At 63.4% G+C, this 20,664-nt stretch carries 19 protein-coding genes; 13 read left to right on the forward strand and 6 right to left on the reverse strand.

From position 1 onward, the window contains the following. Positions 1-14: 14 nt before the first annotated feature. The gene (locus ACR65N_RS08010; protein ID WP_430306990.1) at positions 15-770 is read right to left on the reverse strand and encodes a GntR family transcriptional regulator; all 756 of its coding nucleotides are present in this window, start codon (positions 768-770) and stop codon (positions 15-17) included. Between the two features lie 436 nt (positions 771-1,206). On the opposite strand from ACR65N_RS08010, the gene ACR65N_RS08015 reads away from it, so the two are divergent. From ACR65N_RS08015 to ACR65N_RS08035, 5 genes are all read left to right on the forward strand, one after another. Next, positions 1,207-2,397: a Gfo/Idh/MocA family protein gene (locus ACR65N_RS08015; protein WP_440456533.1), complete on the forward strand. Its 1,191-nt coding sequence runs from the start codon at positions 1,207-1,209 to the stop codon at positions 2,395-2,397. An 11-nt stretch (positions 2,398-2,408) separates the two neighbouring features. Further along, positions 2,409-3,293, forward strand: coding sequence for a carbohydrate ABC transporter permease (locus ACR65N_RS08020; protein ID WP_440456534.1), 885 nt, complete (start codon positions 2,409-2,411; stop codon positions 3,291-3,293). Continuing rightward, a complete protein-coding gene (locus ACR65N_RS08025; protein WP_440456535.1) occupies positions 3,290-4,150 on the forward strand; it encodes a carbohydrate ABC transporter permease in 861 nt (286 codons plus the stop codon). Before ACR65N_RS08020 ends, ACR65N_RS08025 begins: the two co-directional genes overlap by 4 nt. 36 nt (positions 4,151-4,186) lie before the next feature. Continuing rightward, positions 4,187-5,431: an ABC transporter substrate-binding protein gene (locus ACR65N_RS08030; RefSeq protein WP_440456536.1), complete on the forward strand. Its 1,245-nt coding sequence runs from the start codon at positions 4,187-4,189 to the stop codon at positions 5,429-5,431. 137 nt (positions 5,432-5,568) lie between these two features. Further along, on the forward strand, positions 5,569-6,696 hold the full coding sequence (locus tag ACR65N_RS08035; RefSeq protein ID WP_440456537.1) for an ABC transporter ATP-binding protein: 1,128 nt from the start codon (positions 5,569-5,571) through the stop codon (positions 6,694-6,696). Positions 6,697-7,012: 316 nt separating this feature from the next. Here ACR65N_RS08035 and ACR65N_RS08040 read toward each other — a convergent pair whose 3' ends face one another. Further along, positions 7,013-7,930 (reverse strand): LysR family transcriptional regulator, encoded by a 918-nt coding sequence (locus tag ACR65N_RS08040; RefSeq protein ID WP_440456538.1) that lies wholly within the window; start codon positions 7,928-7,930, stop codon positions 7,013-7,015. Positions 7,931-8,104: 174 nt separating this feature from the next. Here ACR65N_RS08040 and ACR65N_RS08045 point away from each other — a divergent pair, with 174 nt between their 5' ends. Next, positions 8,105-9,091 (forward strand): MBL fold metallo-hydrolase, encoded by a 987-nt coding sequence (locus ACR65N_RS08045; protein WP_440456539.1) that lies wholly within the window; start codon positions 8,105-8,107, stop codon positions 9,089-9,091. 406 nt (positions 9,092-9,497) lie between these two features. On the opposite strand, the gene ACR65N_RS08050 is transcribed toward ACR65N_RS08045, so the two are convergent. Together ACR65N_RS08050 and ACR65N_RS08055 are read right to left on the reverse strand one after the other, a co-directional pair. After that, complete coding sequence (locus ACR65N_RS08050) at positions 9,498-10,391, reverse strand: hydroxymethylglutaryl-CoA lyase (RefSeq protein ID WP_440456540.1); 894 nt, start codon at positions 10,389-10,391, stop codon at positions 9,498-9,500. A gap of 12 nt (positions 10,392-10,403) precedes the next feature. Beyond that, complete coding sequence (locus ACR65N_RS08055) at positions 10,404-11,777, reverse strand: aminotransferase-like domain-containing protein (RefSeq protein ID WP_440456541.1); 1,374 nt, start codon at positions 11,775-11,777, stop codon at positions 10,404-10,406. Positions 11,778-11,906: 129 nt separating this feature from the next. Between ACR65N_RS08055 and ACR65N_RS08060 the strand changes: the two genes are divergently transcribed. The 4 genes from ACR65N_RS08060 (at position 11,907) to ACR65N_RS08075 (ending at position 16,224) form a co-directional block, all read left to right on the forward strand. Beyond that, positions 11,907-13,199 (forward strand): hydroxymethylglutaryl-CoA reductase, degradative, encoded by a 1,293-nt coding sequence (locus ACR65N_RS08060; protein WP_440456542.1) that lies wholly within the window; start codon positions 11,907-11,909, stop codon positions 13,197-13,199. Positions 13,200-13,308: 109 nt separating this feature from the next. After that, the gene (locus ACR65N_RS08065; protein WP_430307001.1) at positions 13,309-13,767 is read left to right on the forward strand and encodes a hypothetical protein; all 459 of its coding nucleotides are present in this window, start codon (positions 13,309-13,311) and stop codon (positions 13,765-13,767) included. Positions 13,768-13,770: 3 nt separating this feature from the next. Then, complete coding sequence (locus ACR65N_RS08070) at positions 13,771-15,153, forward strand: tripartite tricarboxylate transporter permease (protein WP_440456543.1); 1,383 nt, start codon at positions 13,771-13,773, stop codon at positions 15,151-15,153. Positions 15,154-15,192: 39 nt separating this feature from the next. Continuing rightward, positions 15,193-16,224: an SMP-30/gluconolactonase/LRE family protein gene (locus tag ACR65N_RS08075; protein ID WP_440456544.1), complete on the forward strand. Its 1,032-nt coding sequence runs from the start codon at positions 15,193-15,195 to the stop codon at positions 16,222-16,224. Between the two features lie 136 nt (positions 16,225-16,360). On the opposite strand, the gene ACR65N_RS08080 is transcribed toward ACR65N_RS08075, so the two are convergent. Then, positions 16,361-16,603 (reverse strand): hypothetical protein, encoded by a 243-nt coding sequence (locus ACR65N_RS08080; RefSeq protein WP_430307004.1) that lies wholly within the window; start codon positions 16,601-16,603, stop codon positions 16,361-16,363. A gap of 379 nt (positions 16,604-16,982) precedes the next feature. Between ACR65N_RS08080 and ACR65N_RS08085 the strand changes: the two genes are divergently transcribed. The 3 genes from ACR65N_RS08085 to ACR65N_RS08095 all read left to right on the forward strand — a co-directional run bounded on the left by ACR65N_RS08085 (position 16,983) and on the right by ACR65N_RS08095 (position 19,757). Further along, a complete protein-coding gene (locus tag ACR65N_RS08085) occupies positions 16,983-17,723 on the forward strand; it encodes a response regulator (RefSeq protein WP_430307005.1) in 741 nt (246 codons plus the stop codon). After that, on the forward strand, positions 17,723-19,120 hold the full coding sequence (locus ACR65N_RS08090) for an ATP-binding protein (RefSeq protein WP_440456545.1): 1,398 nt from the start codon (positions 17,723-17,725) through the stop codon (positions 19,118-19,120). Before ACR65N_RS08085 ends, ACR65N_RS08090 begins: the two co-directional genes overlap by 1 nt. A gap of 187 nt (positions 19,121-19,307) precedes the next feature. After that, positions 19,308-19,757 (forward strand): hypothetical protein, encoded by a 450-nt coding sequence (locus tag ACR65N_RS08095; RefSeq protein ID WP_440456546.1) that lies wholly within the window; start codon positions 19,308-19,310, stop codon positions 19,755-19,757. A 130-nt stretch (positions 19,758-19,887) separates the two neighbouring features. Here the strand turns inward: ACR65N_RS08095 and ACR65N_RS08100 are convergent, their stop codons facing one another. Continuing rightward, complete coding sequence (locus ACR65N_RS08100) at positions 19,888-20,625, reverse strand: SDR family oxidoreductase (RefSeq protein WP_440456547.1); 738 nt, start codon at positions 20,623-20,625, stop codon at positions 19,888-19,890. Between the last annotated feature and the right edge of the window lie 39 nt (positions 20,626-20,664).

Raw genomic sequence — 20,664 nt, forward strand, 5'->3', positions numbered from 1 at the left:
GTGCCGGCTCGTGATTAGGAGCCGATGGTCAGTTCTGCGACGAGGTCGTAGGCGTCGCTGCGGTAAAGGGCGGTCGAGACTTCCATGACCCGGCCGGTCTCAAGATAGGCGATGCGCTGCACGCAGAGTGCCGCCGAGCCGGTGGGAACGCCGAGCATCTCCGTCTCCTCATCGTTGAGGAGCATGGCCGAGATCCGCTGGTTTGCCCTGACCGGCCGGATGCTGCGCTGGGACAATGCCTGGTAGAGCGAATTATCCACGCCTTCGGGATCAGGCAGGATATCGTCGGGCAGGCTCGTGCGCTCCAGGGCGATCGGCATGTCGTTTGCCGTGCGCAGGCGAACGAGGCGCGCAACCCGGGCGGCACTCGACAGCCCTAGCGTCATGGTTTCCTCCGGCGTCGGGTGAAACAGGCCGCGGTCGAGCCAGCGCGAACCGGCCGACATCCCACGGCGGCGCATGTCTTCCGAAAACGACGTGAGCCGTGTCAGCGGCTGCTGCATACGTGGCACCGGCTTGACGACGAAAGTGCCTGATCCGCGCCGGCGCACCAGCAGGCCCCGATCGACGAGATCATCGATCGCCTTGCGCACGGTGACGCGGGAAATGGCCGCGGCATCGGCGATGTCGCGCTCCGCAGGCAACGCATCGCCATGCTTCAGGCGCCCCGAAACTACGGCATCCTCGATCATCTTCTTGAGCTTGACGTAGAGCGGCCCGCCGCGAACCGCCTGCAACTGCTTCAGCGGCAGCACTTCATCCACCGCCATCACCGGCCTCCGCCGGACAAGGCATGGGGTGCCGTCGTGCAGGCCGCTGCCTGGATTTCCCGATGCCGGTGCATGTTGCTGGCCCCCTCTGATGCCGCGGACCATACCAACACGCGTTCAGGTCTGCAAATGGTTTTGAATGTAAGGCCCGATTAGCTAGCGAGCAGGCTGAAACAGCGGAAACGTTCCCGCTTCTGCAAATTTCTCGCTCAACCGGTAGACGATTGGCATTTTTTTGGTATGGTTCGTTAATCGGTGTCGGAGAACAGACACGCCGACTGCCTGACGCGCCGCGATTTCTGCCGGATCGGCGAAGTTGCGACCGTCTATGAAAACGAATTTCATGGACGAAATGAAATGACGATTTCCAGTTGACGAGTTCTCGTATCTGCCACAGGCTAAGAAAAATAATTACGAAAACAGGGAACAGGCCGCTATGAAGGTCGCTATCATCGGACTCGGATTCCGACTGGGCTATCTTGGTCGTGTCTTGAGCGAAATCGACCCCACGTTCGAGATCGTCGGCTATGTGGATCCGGCCCCCGCGGGCATGCCGCGCCTCCAGGAAGTCGGCGTCTCGCCCGGCCGCGAATATGCCACGCCGGAAGCGCTGATTGCGTCGGAAACCTTCGACCTGCTGATGATCGGCTCGCCCAATCATCTGCATCTCGAGCATATCCGTATCGGCCTGCAGGCCGGGCTGACCGTGTTTACCGAGAAGCCGATTGTCGTTTCGATCGAGGAAAGCCTCGAGCTTGCCTCTCTTCTCAATACCTATGGCCACGATCGCCTGCTGGTCGGGCTCGTGCTTCGCTATTCGCCGCTCTACAAGGATCTGCGCAGGGCGCAGGCCGAGGGGCTGCTGGGCGACGTCGTGTCGATCGAAGCTTCCGAGCATATCGCCCCCTATCACGGCGCCTTCTTCATGCGCGACTGGCGTCGCTACAACCACTATGCCGGCGGCTTCATGCTGGAAAAGTGCTGCCACGACCTCGACCTCTACAACGGCGTCGTCGGCGCACGGCCGCGCTTTGTCGCCTCCTTCGGTGGACGCAAGAGCTTCGTCCCCAAAAATGCCCCGGAGAACGCCGGCGTCAACGATCTGGAAATCTACCACCGCAAGCCGAGTGGCTGGATGGGCGCCGACAAGGTGTTCGACAGCGACGGCGACATCATCGATTTCCAGACCGCGATCGTCGAATACGAGAACGGCGCGTCGATGACCTTCCACACCAACCTCAACGTGCCGGACGAGTTCCGCCGCTTCTGCGTGATGGGCTCGAAAGGCATGGCCGAAGGCGATTTCGTTCGCGGCTTCCTGGACGTCCATGACGCCCACACAAGCGTCAAACGGATCGGCAATCGCTATGAGGCACCGTCGGCAAGCTCCCAGCACTACGGCGCCGACGAGCAGATGGCCGCAGACGTTCTGGCGCATGTGACCACCGGCGCTCCGCTGCCGGTATCGGCGCTGAACGCCATCGAGGCGGGCATTCTCGCGCTCGCCATGGACGAAGCCCGGTTTGCCCGCAAGGTCGTTGATCTCGCGCCTGTCTGGACGGAATACGATGCCTGCCTGCACGGAACCGCTGCTGCGTCATCCGCACCACAGACCAGATCTGCTTGAGGGGGTCGGTCATGGAAGCCAAACGAAGCACCGTCCTCTTCGCCTGGGTCCTGATGGCGCCGGCCATTCTCTACGTCACCGTCATCGTCGCCTATCCGCTGGTCGATACGTTCATTCTCTCCTTCACGGATGCGTCCCTGAAGAAGACGACGAACTGGGTGGGCTGGGCGAACTACAGCAAGATCTTCAACGCCACGTTTGCCGAAGTCATCATCCGGACCTTTATCTGGACGTTCTTCTCGGTGTCGCTGAAAATGATCATCGGCACGTTTGGCGCATCCATGCTGAACGCGGCCGTGCCCGGCCGTGCGCTTTTCCGGGTGCTGACCATGCCGCCCTGGATCGTGCCCATGGCCATCGGCATCTTCATGTGGGGCTGGATGTATAACGGCCAGTTCGGCATGATTTCCGGCCTTCTGCAGCGCTTCGGCCTGACCGACAGCCCGATCGCCTTTCTCGCGCAGGGATCCACCGCCTTCTGGGCGACCGTCGTTACCGACGTGTGGATCGGCGTTCCCATGGTCACGCTCTATATGCTCGCCGCCATGCAGTCGATCCCGCAGGATCTCTACGAGGCTGCCTGGACGGACGGTGCCGGCAGGTTCTACCGCTTCCGCCGCATCACTTTGCCGCTCCTCGTGCCGTCGATGATCACGATGTCGATGATCTCGCTGATCTCGACCTTCAACTCCTTCGATATCATCTGGATTCTGACGCGCGGCGGCCCGACCGGCGAAACGACGACCATGATCATCGACACCTACCGTACGGCCATCGGCTCCAACAAGTACGGGGAGGGCGCGGCGCGCGCGGTGCTCATCTGCATCTTCCTGTCGATCTTCTGCGTCTTCTACTTCCGCATGACCAGCCGCCTTTCTTCCGGAGACAAGCGATGAAAGAGCCGTCCATCCTCATCAACCGCTATGCCTGGTACGAGATCGTCGGCATCTATGCGGGTATCTTCGTCTTTCTCACCTTCCTTCTCGCACCCTTCGTGGAAGGCTTTCTGGTGTCGCTGAAGCCGCTCAGCCAGCTGTTTTCCTCGCCCTACCGTTTTATTCCGGAAAACGGCTCGTTCGAGGCCTACCGCACCATGTGGGTCAGCGTTCCCGGCTTCGCACGCTACATCTTCAATTCGCTTTTCATCTCCAGCGTCGTCACCATCGCCGTTCTGATCCTCGTCGTTCCCGCGGCCTACGCCTTCGCCCGCTTCGAGTTCAAAGGCTCCGCGCAGCTTCTGGGGGCTTTCCTCGCGGTCAACATGTTCTCCGGCGCGGTGCTGCTCATCCCGCTCTTCCGCCTGATGCGCTCGCTGGGGGTGCTGAATACCTATTTCGCGATGATCGTGCCCGGCGTCGCCTTCCTCATTCCCACGGCCATCTGGCTTCTGCGCACTTATATGATGCGCATCCCCAGGGAACTGGACGAGGCGGCGTTCGTGGATGGCGCCAGCCATTTCTACACGCTGCGCCGGGTCATCCTCCCGATCGCCATGCCCGGCATCGTCGTGGTTGCCATTACCACCTTCATCGGATCGTACGCGCAGCAGTTCATCTATGCGCTCACCTTCAATTCAAAGTCCGAATATGCGCCGCTCCCGGTGGGACTGTTTGCCTATTTCGGACGTCAGGAAGTCGTCTGGAACGAGCTCATGGCGGCGAGCTTCGTCGGCATCGCGCCCGCCATGATCGTGATCTTCTTCCTGCAACGCTATCTCGTCAGCGGGCTGACCGCAGGCGCGGTGAAACAATAAGACCAACCACCAGAGACGAAACGGGAGCATAAGAACATGACATTTCACTTCAAGACCGGGCTGCTGGCCCTGTCGCTGCTCGGCTCGACCGCGCTCGGCATGCTCGGCACGGCTGTTCCGGCACAGGCCGCGGACCAGGAGATCAGCTGGATCTATTGCGGCGACAAGATCGATCCGATCCACGAGAAATACATCAAGGAATGGGAAGGCAAGAACGCCGGCTGGACCGTGAAGCCCGAAGTCGTCGGTTGGGAACAGTGCCAGGACAAGGCAACGACGCTGGCCGCTGCGGGCAATCCCGTAGCGATGGCCTATGTCGGCTCGCGCACTCTGAAGGAATTCGCCGAGAACGACCTGATCGTTCCCGTGCCGATGACGGATGAGGAAAAGAAGAGCTACTACCCCAACATCGTTGACACCGTGACCTTCGATGACACCCAGTGGGGCGTGCCTGTCGCCTTCTCGACCAAGGCTCTGTTCTGGAACAAGGATCTTTTCAAGCAGGCTGGGCTCGATCCCGAAACGCCACCCAAGACCTGGGCTGAAGAAGTTGCTTTTGCCAAGCAGATCAAGGAGAAGACGGGGATCGCCGGATACGGTCTGCCCGCCAAGACCTTCGACAACACGATGCACCAGTTCCTGCACTGGGTGTACACGAACAATGGCAAGATCATCGATGGCGACAAGATCGTCATGGACAGCCCGGACGTTCTGGCGGCGCTTCAGGCCTACAAGGACATCACGCCCTATTCTGTTGAAGGTGCCACGGCATACGAACAGAACGAAATCCGCGCCGTCTTTCTCGATGGCAAGGCGGGCATGATCCAGAACAGTACGGGTGCTGCCTACCGCCTGCTGGAGTCGAAGAAGTTCGAGTGGGGCGTTACGACTATTCCGGTGGGACCGTCTGCCAAGGGTCCGGGGACTCTCCTCATCACCGACAGCCTCGCGATCTTCAAGGGTTCGGGCGTCGAGGAAAAGGCGATCGAATTTGCCAAATTCATTACCTCGCCGGGTCCGCAGGAAGAATATGAGTTGACCACGGATGCAGGCCTTGCGCCGCTTCGGCCCTCGCCGCGGGTCGATCAGCTTGTCAAGGACAAGCCCTACTGGAAGCCATTCATCGACAGCATTCCGCTCGGTGGCCCCGAACCGCTCTTCAAGGACTACAAGGGCTTCCAGAACGCCATGATCGAAATGGTCCAGTCCGTCGTGACTGGAAAGGCCGAACCGGCAGATGCTCTGAAGAAGGCTTCGGCCGCGATCGAAGAGTACAAATAAGCCTGTCCCTGCCTGCTGTCGCGACGGTCTTTGCCGTTGCGACAGTCCCTTTCCGGAGCGGGTCCGGCCTCTGTCGCTGACCCGCACCCCTTTTTCGTCCAGACCAACGCCGCCCGCTTCGGCGACCGGAGACCGATGTGATACAGCTCTTCCTCAACAAGGTGCAGAAGTTCTACGGCGACTTCGAAGTGCTCAAGGGCGTGCAGCTCGAAGTGATGAACGGCGAGTTCGTCGTCTTCGTCGGCCCGTCCGGCTGCGGCAAGTCCACGCTGTTGCGCATGATTGCCGGTCTCGATTCCACCACGAGCGGCGACATCGTCATCGACGGTGTCAGGGTGAACGATCTGCCGCCGGTCAAGCGCGGCATCGCCATGGTCTTCCAGTCCTATGCGCTCTATCCGCACATGACGGTGTTCGAGAACATCGCCTTTCCGCTGCGCGTCGAGGGGCTGGCGGAGGACAAGATCCGCGACAAGGTGGGTGCGGTCGCCAAGATCCTGCAGCTTGAACAACGCCTGCAGCAGAAGCCGGGCATGCTGTCCGGCGGCCAGCGGCAGCGCGTCGCGATCGGCCGCGCCATCGTCCGCGAGCCGAAGATTTTCCTGTTCGACGAACCGCTGTCGAACCTCGACGCCGCCTTGCGCGCCGACATGCGCATCGAGCTGACCAAGCTTCACCGCGACCTCAAGGCAACGATGATCTACGTCACCCACGACCAGGTCGAGGCGATGACGATGGCGGACCGGATCGTCGTGCTTGATGGTGGCCGGATCGCCCAGGTCGGTGCACCGCTGGAGCTTTACCACAAGCCGCAGAACCTGTTCGTCGCGGGCTTCATCGGCAATCCGAAGATGAATTTCCTGCCGGTCGTCTGCGAGGCGGCGACCGCTGACGGCATGACCGTCGGCTATCGCGGCGAGCGGGTGACGATCCCCGTTACGCCGCGCGCCGAACTCGTTGGCCAGACGCTGACACTCGGCATCCGCCCGGAACACACGATGCTGTCGTCGGGCGACCTCAACCTCGAGGTGACGCCGTCGGTGATCGAACGGCTGGGCGTCAATACGGTGGCCTATGCGGCGCTGCCGACCGGCGAACCCTACTGCGCGCTCCTGCCCGGCTCGGCACCGATCCAGGTGGACGAGCCGGTGCGTACCGGCATCCGCGCTGCCGATTGCCACCTGTTCGATGGAGACGGCGAAGCGCTGGAGCGGCACATCGACTGGCAGAGCACTCAGAGACATCCGGGACTGACGGCCGCCTGACGGGCGGTCGCAGGGCCTGCCGCTGCGGCCCAAACCGGCCCCGGCGACCGTTGAAGCGACCTTGCGGACAAGCTCCGCTCTGACGCCGTCATCTTCGGGACAGGCCCGAGGATCTACTGCCGGTTCGCCGTTTTCGACGCGGCGGATCTTGCCGGACGGACGACGTCCAAGGATCTGCGGTCGCGGATCCTCGGGACAGGCCCGAGGATGACGGAGTGTGAGGCGGCGGCTGAGTTCCGATTGCGTCGCGAGGGCACAGATGAGACCCGATGATGAGCCCTCCGCCGGTAACGCCCGGTCGGAGCGAAAAGCGTCATCAGGCGGACGTTTGTACGGTGGCTGGCCAGCGGTAGGCGTGCAAATAGTTCAGGAACGCCCGCATGGCGGCGCCCGGAAGCCGGCGGCTCGGGTAGTACAAGAACCAGCTTGGTAGCGTCGCGCTCCAGTCGCAGAGGATCTCGACCAGCCGGCCATCGGCGAGATGGGGTCGTGCATAATCCTCGAACACATGCGCGATCCCTCGTCCCGCCAGCGCCGCCTGCAGCTCATTATGGGCTGAGCTGAGGGTCAGGCGTCCGGCGGGGCTGACATCCATCTCCTCGTCGCCCTTTTGGAACTTCCACGACACCAGCCTGCCGCCCGGAAAACGCCGCCGTATGCAGTCGTGCCGGACGAGGTCGTGCGGCGTCAGCGGTCGTCCATACCGCTCCAGATAACTAGGCGCGGCCACGATCGCATAGCGAAGCGGCAGACCCAGCGGCACGGCGATCATGTCCTGCGCCAGCTGCTTTCCGAACCGCACGCCGGCATCGAATCCGAGCGCGACGATATCGACGACCGCGGCATCGCTGACGATCTCGATATTCACCGCGGGATGGAGTTCCATGAAGTCGAACAGCAGCGGGCACAGGAGGTGATCGACCGCGGGCGCCGGCGCGTTGATCCGCAGCGTGCCAGACGGGCTGTCCCTCAGGTCATCGACCTCGGTGATCGCAAGCCGGATGTCGCTCAGCGCCGGCCCAAGGCGATCGAGCAGGCGCTGACCGGCCTCCGTCACAGAGACGCTGCGGGTCGTCCGGTTGAGGAGGCGAATGCCGAGCGCTTCTTCCAGCGCGTTGATCGTCTGGCTGAGCGCCGAAGACGACACGCCGCGCTCCAAAGCTGCGGCGCGAAAGCCGCCACAGCGGACAATGGCGGCGAAGACATCGAAACTATCCAGGCGAAGTTGGTTCATTGCGAAGCACGCCTAATCAAGCTGAGCGGTATTGCCTAGCTTATCAGCGCAAATCTGCCGTGTCATGCTGGCTTTCTTATCAACAGCGGCACTTCGGAATTCATTGATCCGGACGCTTGGACCTTGTCGCGCTGAGGCGTGGCGGGCAACGCCTCAGACATAAAGGGAAGCTCGATGAACGCCTTCACACTGAACAGACGGGCCATCATGCTGTCGGCGGTCGCCGGAGCATCGGCCCTGGTGGCCACTGGCAACAGCGGTGTCGCGACCGCGCAGGCCAGGTCCGCGGTCAGCGGCAATGCCGGCCACTACCGCTTCAAGGTCGGCGAGATCAGCGCAACTGTGCTGAGCGACGGCGTAATCGGGGGACCGCCGCGGGTCTACGCAAGCGATGCGCCGGAAGCGGAGCTTCAGGAGGTGCTGCGACGGGCCTTCCTGCCCGCCGACCACATGACGCTCAACCTCAATACCCTGCTGATCGAGACCGGCGGCCGGCGGATCCTGATCGAAGCGGGTGCCGGCGGCACCATGGGTCCGAATGCCGGCCGGATCTTTCAGAACCTGGCGGCGATCGGTCTTGGTGCGGAAGATATCGATGCCGTTGTCATCTCTCACACCCATCCCGACCATGTGGGCAACCTCAGGACCGCCGACGGCGGCAGGGCTTTCCCGCGCGCCACCGTCTTCGTGCCAAGGGCAGACTGGGAGTTCTTCGTCCGCAACGATCCGGACCTCTCCTATATGCCGGTGCCACAGGAGTTCCGCTTGCGCTTTGGCGCCGCCATCAAGAGCAGCCTTGAACCGTTGCGGAGCGATATCGAGCTCTACGAGGCCGGCGCCGAAATCGTCCCGGGCCTGACGACGATCGTGGCAGCTGGGCATACGCCGGGCATGGCGACCTTCCTCGTCCATTCCGGCAATGATCAGCTGCTGCTGACGGCAGACCTTGCCTATCACCCGGTCGTCAACATCGACAATTCCTGGCGTCCCGGCCCCGATCGCGACAAGGAGACGGCGCTCGCCTCCCGCCGCCGGATCTTTGACAGGGCGGCTGCCGATCAGCTGCCGGTGCTCGGCTTCCACTATCCGTTCCCGGGGCTTGGCCGGATGCTGAAGACCGACGGCGGCTATGCCTGGGTCCCGGCCGGCTGGCAGTTCTGACTTCGATGACAGCGAAACCGGACAAGCCGTACTCTGACGCCGGCATGCCTCGCGCTCCGGCGTTATGCTCTGGTCAAGCCCGCCGCACCCGGCCAACTGACGATAAGCTTCGCACTGACGCCATCATCCTCGGGCTTGTCCCCGAGGATCTACCGCGGGTTCGCTGCTTTCGGGACAGCGGGTCTTGCTCCCATGGACAACGCAGATCGCCCAGGCTCTGCGGTCGCGGATCCTCGGGACAGGCCCGAGGATGACGGAGTGTGAGGCGATCCGGGGAGTACAGGGGGTCCGGGTATGTGCAGGATTGCCGGTGCGATACTCTCAGCATCTGGGGTGGAGATCATGTTTTTCGCCGCTAATCGAAACAGCCTAGCGCAGGGAAAAGCCGGCCTTTTGCCCTGGTACTCTACGCCCTAGCGGCGATGATCTTCGAGATCGGTGACACGGGATCGCGGCCAAGCTTTGCCGCAGTGTCGATTGCCACCTGCGCAAGCTTTGCCAGATCAACGCCGGTGCGGATCCCCATGCCTTCGAGCATGTACACCAGCTCTTCGGTCGCGACATTGCCGGTAGCACCCTTGGCGTAAGGGCAGCCGCCCAGCCCGCCGACGGAGGAATCGAACACCCTGACGCCGGCATCGAGACAGGCGAGGATGTTGGCGAGCGCCTGGCCGTAGGTGTTGTGTTCGTGAAGTGCGACGGCGGACATCGGGATCTCTCCGGCAACGGCCTTCACCATGGCGGCGGCAGCCCTCGGCGTGCCCGTGCCGATCGTATCGCCCAGCGAGATCTCGTAGCAGCCGATGTCATGAAGGCGGCGCGCCACATCGACCACCGACGATAGCGCTACCTCTCCTTCATAAGGGCAGCCGAGGACGCACGACACATAGCCGCGCACGCGCATGCCGGCCGCGCGTGCACCTTCAAGAACCGGCACGAAGCGCTCGAAGCTTTCGTCGATCGAGCAGTTGATGTTCTTCTGCGAGAAGGTCTCGGAGGCCGACGCGAAGATCGCGATCTCTTCGGCGCCCGCGTCGCGTGCTGACTCGAAGCCTTTGAGATTGGGCACGAGCATCGGCAGGTTGATGCCCTCCCGCCGGCCGAGCAGGGAGAGCACCTCGCCCGATCCGGCCATCTGCGGCACCCATTTCGGCGACACGAAGCTGCCGGCCTCAATGGTGCGCAGACCCGCGCCAATCAGCCCCTCGATCATCTCGACGCGATCGGCGACGCTGAGCGGCCGGGCCTCGTTCTGCAGTCCGTCACGAGGGCCGACCTCTACAAGGCGAATATCATCCATGGGAACTCCAATTCATGCTGTCTTGATTTCCTTGGCCAGGAAGGCGCAGAAGCGCGGATCCGCGCCATAGGCGACGTTCACCCGCATTGCCGGCGGCACCGGAACCTCGCGGTCGGCATAGAAGACGCTTGCCGGGGCGATGAAGATGTTGCTCTCGGCGGCGCGGCGACAGAAGGCGGTCTCGTCGATGCCGGGTGGCAGCGGGACCCAGATGTAGAAGCCCTGCACCTTGGGCAGCTTCACCTCCAGGCCGACATCCGAGAGAGCCTGCGCGGTGGCCTTGGCGCCATCCTCGATCCAGCCACGCAGGCGTCTGAGGTTCTTGAGGTACTGACCGCTCTCGATCATCTCGAGCACGACCCGCTCCACATGTAGCGACGTGGCGACCATGGTGATCATCTTCAGGTCGACGAGACTGCGGATGGTTTCAGGCGCTCCGGCGATGTAGCCGCAGCGCAGGCTGGCCGACAGGGTCTTGGAAAACGATCCGACATAGAGGACCCGCTGCTGCTGGCCGAAGGCAGCCAGCCGCGGCAGGGTCGGAGACAGAAGGTCGGCAAAAATGTCGTCCTCGACGAGGCGGAAATCGTGCACCTCGGCCATCTGCAGCAGGGCAAAGGCGTGAGCCGGCGACAGCGTGCCGCCGGTCGGGTTGTGCGCTTGGCTCTGGGTGAAGAACAGTTTCGGCCGCTGGACCGCAAGCCTCTGGCGCAGATCGTCAAGATCGGGACCATCCTCGTTGCGGCGGATGCCGACGACGTTCGCCTTCGCCAGCCGCAGCTTGGCATAGAGCGGGTAGTATCCGGGACTGTCGACGAACACCGTGTCGCCGGGCTCGAGGAAGTGTCGGATGATCAGGTCGAGGCCGTGGTTGACGCCGCTGGTCAGCATCACCCCGTCCGCCTCGGTGGTAATCGAGCGCTCGGCAAGCGACGTCCGCAGCCATTCGCGCAGCGCGCCGAGCCCCCAGGAACTGCCATAGCCGAAATCCACTTCGGCAGTCGCGTTGCGGCTGGTGCGCAGGATGCGGCGCATGTCGGCGTCCTCCGTCCAGCTTGCCGGAGGTCGTCCGTCTCCCGGGCGGGTCTGGTAGTTCTGGTCGAGCTGTTCGCGCAGCAGCGACATGATGCTGGTGGCCTCGGTGACGTCGGGCCGGTTGCGGAACACCGGCGCCGGGCGGTTCTCCGATACGTAATAGCCCGATCCCTGCCGCGCGACCGCCAGACCGCGCGCCACCAGCCGGTCATAGGCGTCCGCCATGGTGTTCTTCGACACGCCGAACTGCTCGGCGCCGCCGCGAACCGAGGGCAGCCTCTGGCCGGCCTTGTAGAGGCCGGAAGCAATCTGCCCGCTCACATGAGCGACGATACTGTCGACCACCTTCATCGATCGTCCCACCTTCCGGCTGGGACAGTGCCTGGAACAAACCGGCCAACTGTCCCTTGCTTCTTGTGCATATTCTAGGACAGTTCGCACCTGACGCAAGTCCAGTTGAGTTGGTTTGGGAGTGAGCCATTGACAAAGAAGACCGCCACTTCGCGCATCGAGAACATGCGCAACCTGTCGCCCGCGGAGCGACTGGATCAGGTCGCCGCGGCGACAATGATGGATGACGGGGCACGCGCCGTTCTGTCCGCACCGGACGCGCTGTCCGTCGAGCGCGCCAACGGAATGATCGAGAACGTCATCGGCACCTTCCAGCTGCCGCTTGGCGTGGCGACGAATTTCATGGTCAACGGCCGGGACTATCTCGTGCCGATGGCGGTCGAGGAACCGTCGGTCGTTGCTGCAGCCTCCTACATGGCGCGGATCGTCCGCGGCTGCGGCGGCTTCCAGACGTCGTCGACGGCGCCGATCATGCGCGCCCAGGTACAGATCATCGGCTTGACGGATCCGAACGGTGCGCGATTGGCGATCCTTGCCGCGCGCGACGAGATCGTCGCCTCTGCCAATGCCAAGGACCCGGTCCTCGTCAAATTCGGCGGCGGCTGCCGCGACATCGAGGTTCATGTCTTCCCGTCGACATCGCGCGGACCGATGGTCGTGCTGCATCTGCTTGTCGACGTTCGCGACGCCATGGGCGCCAACACCGTCAACACCATGGCGGAAGCCATCGCACCGATCGTCGAACGGATTACCGGCGGTGAAGTGCGGCTCCGCATCCTCTCGAACCTCGCGGATCTGCGGCTGGCACGCGCCCGCATCGAGCTGACCGAGGACGCCCTCGTCACCAAGGAATTCTCCGGTCGCCGGATGATGGAAGGCATCGTCGATGCCTACGAATTCGCCGCCGTCGATCCCTATCGGGCCGCGACCCACAACAAGGGCATCATGAACGGCGTCGATCCTGTGGTCGTCGCCACCGGCAACGACTGGCGGGCGATCGAAGCCGGTGCGCACGCCTATGCCGCCCGTTCGGGTCGTTACACCTCGCTGACGACGTGGGAAATCAGCGCCAAGGGTACGCTCGTCGGCACCATCGAGATGCCGATGGCGCTTGGGCTGGTGGGCGGTGCGACCAAGACGCATCCGGCAGCCCAGGCCGCGCTGCAGATCCTCAATGTCGGCTCCGCCGTCGAGCTGGCCGAGGTGACGGTGGCCGTCGGCCTGGCACAGAACATGGCGGCTCTGCGGGCGCTTGCCACGGAAGGTATCCAGCGTGGTCACATGGCGCTGCACGCCCGCAACATTGCAATCGGTGCCGGTGCCGTGGGATCGGAGATCGACGCGGTGGCCCGCCGGCTGGCGGCCGATCACGACGTCCGCTCCACGCGCGCGGAAGAAATCCTGGCCGAGCTGCGAAGATGAAGCTGAAACCGGCGGCCGGGCGAAGGAGGAGCTTTGCCCGGCGCCGCGCCACTTGCTGGCCATTTTTTGACCGGCCGACCGGCCGATTTTTTTGGGGAGGGTTTTTTCAATGACAGACGATAATGTTGTGCGCGCCGCCGGCGCGCATGGTCAGCTTGCCGAGATCTGGGGAGACGTCGTGTCTCGGCCACAGCTCGCCAAGGCCATGATCATCGGCGCCATACTGAGCGTCGCGGTTTACTACGCGACGCTTGCCGCCATTGCGCCGATGGCTGCCACGCCGGCCGTCGGCAAGGCGCTGGCAATGCTTGCCGGCATCCTCGGCTCGGTAATCAGCGGCGCCGTATGCTCGCGGATATTTGCGCCGAAGCGCGTCGTCGTCGAACAGGCGCAGACCGGGACCGCCTGGCAGGCCGACGTCCTGGAGCAGCTCGAACAGGAGGGCGGGCCGATCGGCCGGGTGGAGGATCTTCCGCCGGTCGTGGTGCAGGAGATGCGTGAGGTCGGGCTTTACGATCTGTTCAAGACATATCAGGACCGCAGCAGCGCTGTCAGGCAGGGGGAGTGACCAATGGACGGCATGCTTTACGAAATCGTCATGGCGGTGTCCCTCGGCCTCCTGGGGGCCATCCTGTTCTCGGCCATCGGCCTGATCTCGGGAACGGACGAAACCACCACGATTGCCCCTGTCACCCTTCTCGTCGTTCTTCTCGGTGCGCCGCCGGTCGCCGTCTTCACCTTCTGGATGTGCGCGGCGGTTTCCAAGCACATGACGCATGCGGTGCCGACTGCGCTGCTGGGCATTCCCGGCGACACCCTGGCACTGCCGCTTCTGCAGCAGGCGACGGCGCTTCGCAATCTGGGTGCGCCGCACGTGGCACTGCGCAAGATGCTCGCTGGTTCCGTCATATCGGCGTTCATCGCCGTGCCGCTGGCGGTGCTGTTCGCTGTCATCCTGGCACCGTTCGGGACCTACATCACCGCCTCCGCGCCGTGGCTGTTCATCGGTGCGGCGCTCATCATCGCCTATTTCTCGGCCGGCCGCTGGGCGTCCGTCCTGGCGCTGATCCCGTTCACGCTGCTGATCGTGGCGCTGCAGGGCTTCACCGCTACGCACAACATCAAGCTCGGCGTCAGCTACTTCCTCGGCATCGCCGTCGGGCCTTTGGTGGCGGAACTGTTTTCCGCCGTCTCGCCACTTGAGAGCAAGCGCATGAACCGCAGCGAATTGCGGCAGACGACGCTTGCGCCAGACGTGAAGGGCTGGGGCGGCTACTTCCCCAACCCGTTCCGGGTGCTCGACCGGAGCCAGGTGGTGACGACTGCGACAGCCGCTGCCGTGACCAGCGCCACCTTTGTGTTCAGCCCGGTCGCCGTCACCGTCATCGCCGGCGAGATCGTTGGCGCGCGCATCAAGCACGCCTACCATCGCCTGACCTCGGTGCTTGCGGTGCGGAACGGCGTGACCGAATCCACCTACATCGCCGAAGCGCTGATCCCGCTGATCGCCTTCGGGCTGCCGCTGAGCCCGGTTGCGGCCGGCCCGGCAGCACCGCTGTTCAACGCGCCGCCGCGCTTCACGGTCGATGCCGGCACCGGCGTCGTCAACAACCTGCACACGATGATGTCGGTGTCGGAATTCCTCATCTGGGGACTGATCTCCGTCGTCATCGCCGCAGCCATTGCCTACCCATTCGCGATGAACCACGCCCGCAGCGCCGCAGCCTTCGTCGCCAAATACATCAGCCATGAAGCGATCATCGCGACCTTCGTGGGCCTCATCCTGGTCATCGGCCTCTGGGAGGGCGGATTGCTGGCACTGCTGGTGATCGTCACCGTCGGCCTCGTCGGCGGCCTGCTCTACCGCGTGCTCGGCATGAACACCGGTGTCCAGTTCATGGGCTACTACGCCGCGATCCTGAGCGTTCCGGCGATCCTGAAGCTGATCGGCTGATCCAGCCGCTCGGCAGAGAGACTATGGGAGGAGAAAACGATGAACCGACTGCTACGCATGTCGGCTCTGGGGGCGGCACTGATCCTGATCGGTGCCGCAGCTCACGCAGCCGATGACAAGTCCACGCTTCCTGCCCTGGATATTCCCAGGGCACTGCGAAGCGTCGTACCACTGCCGATGGCGGAAGCTGATCTGCCCTCGGTCGAGGCCCGCGAATATCTCAAGGTCTCCGACAAGGGCCTGCAGCTCGAATGCCCGACCTTCGATGCGAAGGGCGACCTGCTGTTCTGCGAGGTTTTCGGCGGAACGGTCTTTCGCCTGACGCCCGACAAGCAGCTGTCGAGCTTCGTGCCGGATGCCGAACTTCGCCCGGCCGGTCTCGCCGTCCACCCAAGCGGCCGCATCTACATGGCCGAACTCGGCGACTTCGGGTCGAGGGGTTCGGTCGTGACGATGGCGCCTGACGGCACGGACGTCCAGACGGTGGTCTCCCGAAACGACGGCTTTCTGCCCGACGACCTGGTCTTCGACAAGGACGGAGGCTTCTACTTCACCGACTTCAAGGGCGGATCGAGCACACCGAGCGGCGGCGTCTATTACATCGGCCCGAGTGGCGGCAAGCCGGTGCTGGTGGTGCCCAACCTGCGGATCGCCAACGGCGTAAGCCTCAGCCCGGACGGCAAGACGCTTTGGGTGACGGAACTGGCCGGCGGCCGGCTGCACCGCATCTCGCTGGCCAACGCCACCACCATCGCGCCGTTCGGATCGTCACTGGTGTACAATTTCGTCGGCGGCGGCCCGGACTCGCTGCGCATCGATGCCGACGGCAACGTCTATGTGGCAATGTACGGCCAGGGCCGGATCATGGTGATGAACCCGCTCGGCTTTCCAATCGGCCAGTATCTGCTGCCCGGCCGCGACGAGGGGCACAACCTGCGTTCGACAGCCATGGTCATCCGGCCCGGCACCGACGAACTGCTGATCTTCACCAACGACTGGGACAAGGGCCAGGGATCGACCATCTTCGTCGCCAAGGCGCTGGCGAAGGCGGCACCCTCACCTTCGCCCTGAGAAGAGCTCAACCGTGGCCCAAATGGATGGTGGAGGCCGGAAGGAATGCCGGCCCCCGCTGGGGACGATCGAGCTGCGCCTCGGCTCGTTGAGCGGCTATCGCCGCATCAGGCGGCAAACCCGCGATCGCAAGCCATTACAGGCATGCCTGCGTGAGCGCGTCCACCTGTTGCCGGCACATTCTGGATTGTGACTTGCCGGCAATGTTGCGCGCAACCTCCTGCCGCTCGCCGCCGGCCAGCAACGACCTTCGCTGCCGAAGGGCAGCATCGGCCAGCAAGGTCTCCATGGCCTCCAGCGAGACGCCGTCGGCACGCATCATGAGCCGGATCATGGGGTCTCTCAGGATCTCGGTGATCGTCAGGTCGGTCTCGGTCATCGTGTTGTTCCTGTTGCAGACCCTGATGTAGGTTGGTTTTCCAACCACGCGATGTCGAAAGCCGGACAAAAGAAAGGCGGCTGATGAAGTTATGTTGCGCAACCGTTACGCCGCATGACGAGGGTCGATCGGCCGTTTCTCTCAGCCCCCAGTCTCTCGGCCGCTGTCTCACAGGGTGAGGCCGCTTCGGGTTCCGTGATGCTAAGAGATGGGGTGGTGCCGTCAATGACCGGGTCGTGGTGCGGGTCAGTGGCTGATCCAGCCCGTCTCGCGTGCTGCGGATCAGTTCCGGCTTAATATTTAAAAACAAATATTCCCGTGACCTCGCCCGCCTGTTTCGTGAGTATGTTCGTCAGTCGCCCTGACCATAAGGCACACCATGAGCGCTCATCTGCATCTCGTCGCCCCGGAAACCGGTTCGCGCATTCTGCTGGTCGAGGATGATCAGGAGATCGCCTCGATGGTCGTCGAGATGCTGCGCGACAGCAACTTCAGCGCCGTCGCGGTGGGATCCGCAGCCGACATGGACGCCGTGATGCGGAAACAGTCATTCGACCTGATCGTCCTGGACGCCATGCTGCCCGGGGAAGACGGGTTCAATATCTGCCGGCGCCTGAGGGCCGTCTCCGTCACGCCAATCATCATGCTGACCGCCTTGAAGGACGACGTCGACCGGATCGTCGGCATAGAGCTCGGCGCCGACGACTACATCACCAAGCCGTTCAACCCCCGCGAATTGATGGCGCGGATCAAGGGGCTGCTGCGCCGGGCCTCCTACAGCGCCGATCAGCGCGCACCCCGTGGCCCGATGGAATTTGCGGGATGGTTGATCGATCCCGTCCCGCGTCAACTGATCAGCCCGGACGGCGTGCACGTGTCGATGACGACGGCGGAGTTCGACGTGCTGCTGGCCTTCTGCCGCAATCCGGGCCGGGTCATGACGCGCGAGCAGTTGCTTGGGCTGACGCATGCCGGTCTCGCAGGACCGGTCGAGCGCAGCATTGATGTTCATGTCAGCCGCGTTCGCCAGAAGATCGAGCCCAACATCCGCGAGCCGACGTTCATCAAGACGGTTCGCCTCGGTGGCTACCTGTTCACGCCAAGGGTGGAGATCCGTTGATGATGCTGAAGCGGATGAGAGCCGGATCGATACGGTGGCAGATTGCGGCATCGGTAATGGTGCCGGTCTTGATCGTGGCGATCCTGACGATCCTGACGGAGCCGATGACGCTGTACGAGCCCGAACGCCTGTCCTATGCGCGCGGCACGGCGGTCAAGATAGAGATGGTGACCGAGCAGGTGCGTACCGCCGATACGCCCGAACGTCTAGCAGCGCTGCTGGCGATCGTTTCGAAGACCGGGCTTCAGGTGGAAGAGGTTTCGCCCGCCGAACTGACACCCGACCCCAGGGTGGAGGTCGCGCGCCGGGACCCGCGGCAGCTTGTGAGAAAGAACATGCCGGAAGCCATCCTCACGAGTTTTCGGGCCGAGACATCGACCGGAAGGCTGAACGACGTGCTGGTGGTGGCGACCGGCGACGGCCGCGCCCTGGCGTTCCGGCCGGCGCCTGCTCCACCCGACACCTGGATCACCAACAAGCAGATCAACCTCATGATCAAGGTTGTCGTGGTGATCGTGCCGGTGCTTTTCCTGTCGCTCTGCGCTGCATCGATGATCACCGCCCCGCTTCTGAAGTTTGCCGAGGCTGCCGAGACCCTGAGGCCCGACGAGGGCCCCGATCGTCCGTTTGAAGAAAGCGGAGCGGCCGAGGTCCAGACGCTGGCGAAATCGCTAAACGACATGCGCAGCCGCGTCCGGGGCATGATCGAGGATCGCACCCGCATGCTGCGGGCCATCAGCCACGATCTTCGCACGCCCCTGACGCGCCTGAGATTGCGCGCCGAACGATCCAACCAGCCGGACCTCAAGGCATCCTTCCTCGCCGATATCGCCATTCTCAGCGACATGATCGATGACACGCTGATCTACCTCAGCAAGGAGATGGGCGCCGAAAAGCTGTTGAACGCCGACCTGCCGAGCCTGCTGGAAACGGTCTGCGCCGACTTTACGGACATGGGCTACGATGTCGAATACCTGGGCCCCGAGCGGTTTGCCTATCGCTGCAAGCCGCGCTGGTTGGCCCGTGCGGTGACCAATCTCGTCGAAAACAGCACCAAGTTTGCGCAGCGTATCACGGTGACCCTCTCCGTGGTTGAGGGAAGCACAGTGCGCATCAGCGTCCAGGATGACGGTCCCGGCCTGCCCGCCGACCTGCGCACGCGGGTGCTTGAGCCGTTCTTCAAGGCCGACAATGCCCGAACGTCCGCCGATCGAACCGGCTTCGGCCTGGGGCTTTCCATCGTCGACGACATTGTCCGGGCTCACGGCGGCAAGACCAGGCTGCTGAACGCCGTGCCGCACGGGCTCATCGTCCACATCGATCTGCCAACGGAGGAAGCCGCTTCCATGCTGACGATGTCTCCGCTGCACAGCGGGGCGAGCCGCGCGACCGCCTGATCCCGCCGCGCGGCGACGGCTGACGGCAGGAGCGTCCGCGGTCACCCACAGGCGCTGCCTGCCCGCACGTCCCATCCCCGGAATGCACGGCGACCAGCCGTCTTTTCCGCAACAAAACTAAACCTATCCGAACACACGGGCCGGCGGCGTCTGCGTATCATGGCACCAGTTAGCCAAGGATATTGCCATGGATCACCATCCCGGACAGCGCATTCTGGTCTTCCTGCCAGACGCCGCAGCAGCTCTGATTGCCACGCGCCTGAACGAGGCCGGTTATCTTGCTTGCGTCGCGTGCACCGTGCCCGAGCTTCAGAAGGCTCTCGCCGAAACGGAGTATCGTGTCGTCGTCACCACCCGTCCCGACATCGACACCGTGCGCGACATCCAGCCGCTGCCGGTCGTCAACCTGGAGATCTTCTTTCATCCGGATCCAGGCGGGACCTCGACCGGACGCCGGACGAAGCGCTTCGACGCCAAGGCATTTCTGGATCGGGTGAGGACTTTGACCGAACCTGCAAAGGCGCGGGAAGAACCACACGCTTTGCACAGTCCCATGCCATCGGATGGGCTTGGTTTCCGGCTTTGGAGGCTGTTCCGGCTTCGCGCAGCGCCGAACGGCACGCAGTTGGCCCGCTAGACGATCTTCCGTTGCAGGCACATGAAAGACCGTCCCAGGGATCTACGCATGATCTATGAGTGGATCGCGGTCTTGTCGTGTGTCGGCGACCTGCAGACCGAGGACATGACGGGGCGCTGCGCAAGCTTCTTTATCCCTGCGCCGTCGGGCGCAGGACGATCTCACCGACATCGACATTCGGCGGCTGGGAGATGGCGAACACTATCGCATCGGCGACGGCCGACGCCGGCATTCCCATCGACTTCATGCCGGCTTCCCCTTGTGCGCGCATCGCGGGATCGGTCATCGAGGATGCCAGGTCCGTATCGACGAAGCCCGGCGAGATGCCGGTCACCCGCAGCGACGCGCCGGCTTCCTGGCGAAGCCCTTCGGTGATCGTTCTCACGGCGTTCTTCGATCCCGCATAGACGGCCATGGTCGGCACGATCTTCAGCCCGGCGGTCGAGATCGTGTTGACGAAGTGACCGAAACCCTGGCGGCGGAAGACCGGAAGAGCCGCGGCAATGCCGTAAAGGACGCTCTTGACGTTGACGTCGATCATCGCCTCCCAGTCCTCGACCCTCAGATCGTCGAGCGGCGAAATCGGCGCGATGCCGGCATTGCTCACCAGAACGTCCAGCTTGCCGTATGTGTCGACCGCATGCGTGACAAGCGCCTCGACATGTTCGCGACGCCTGACATCGGTGACGCGGTAGGATGCCGTTGCGCCCTTCGCCCCGATCGCCTGCGCGAGTGCTGCCAGCCGATCCTCACGCCGAGCGCCGAGAACCAGAATGGCGCCCTGCCCGGCCAGCTTCAGCGCTGTCGCCTCGCCGATACCGCTGCTCGCGCCGGTGATGGCGATGACCTTGCCTTCGATACCAATCATGATCTTTCTCCTGTTGTTCGGAAGGAGTCTCGCATCGCT

The organism is Rhizobium sp. SAFR-030 (assembly GCF_059415005.1).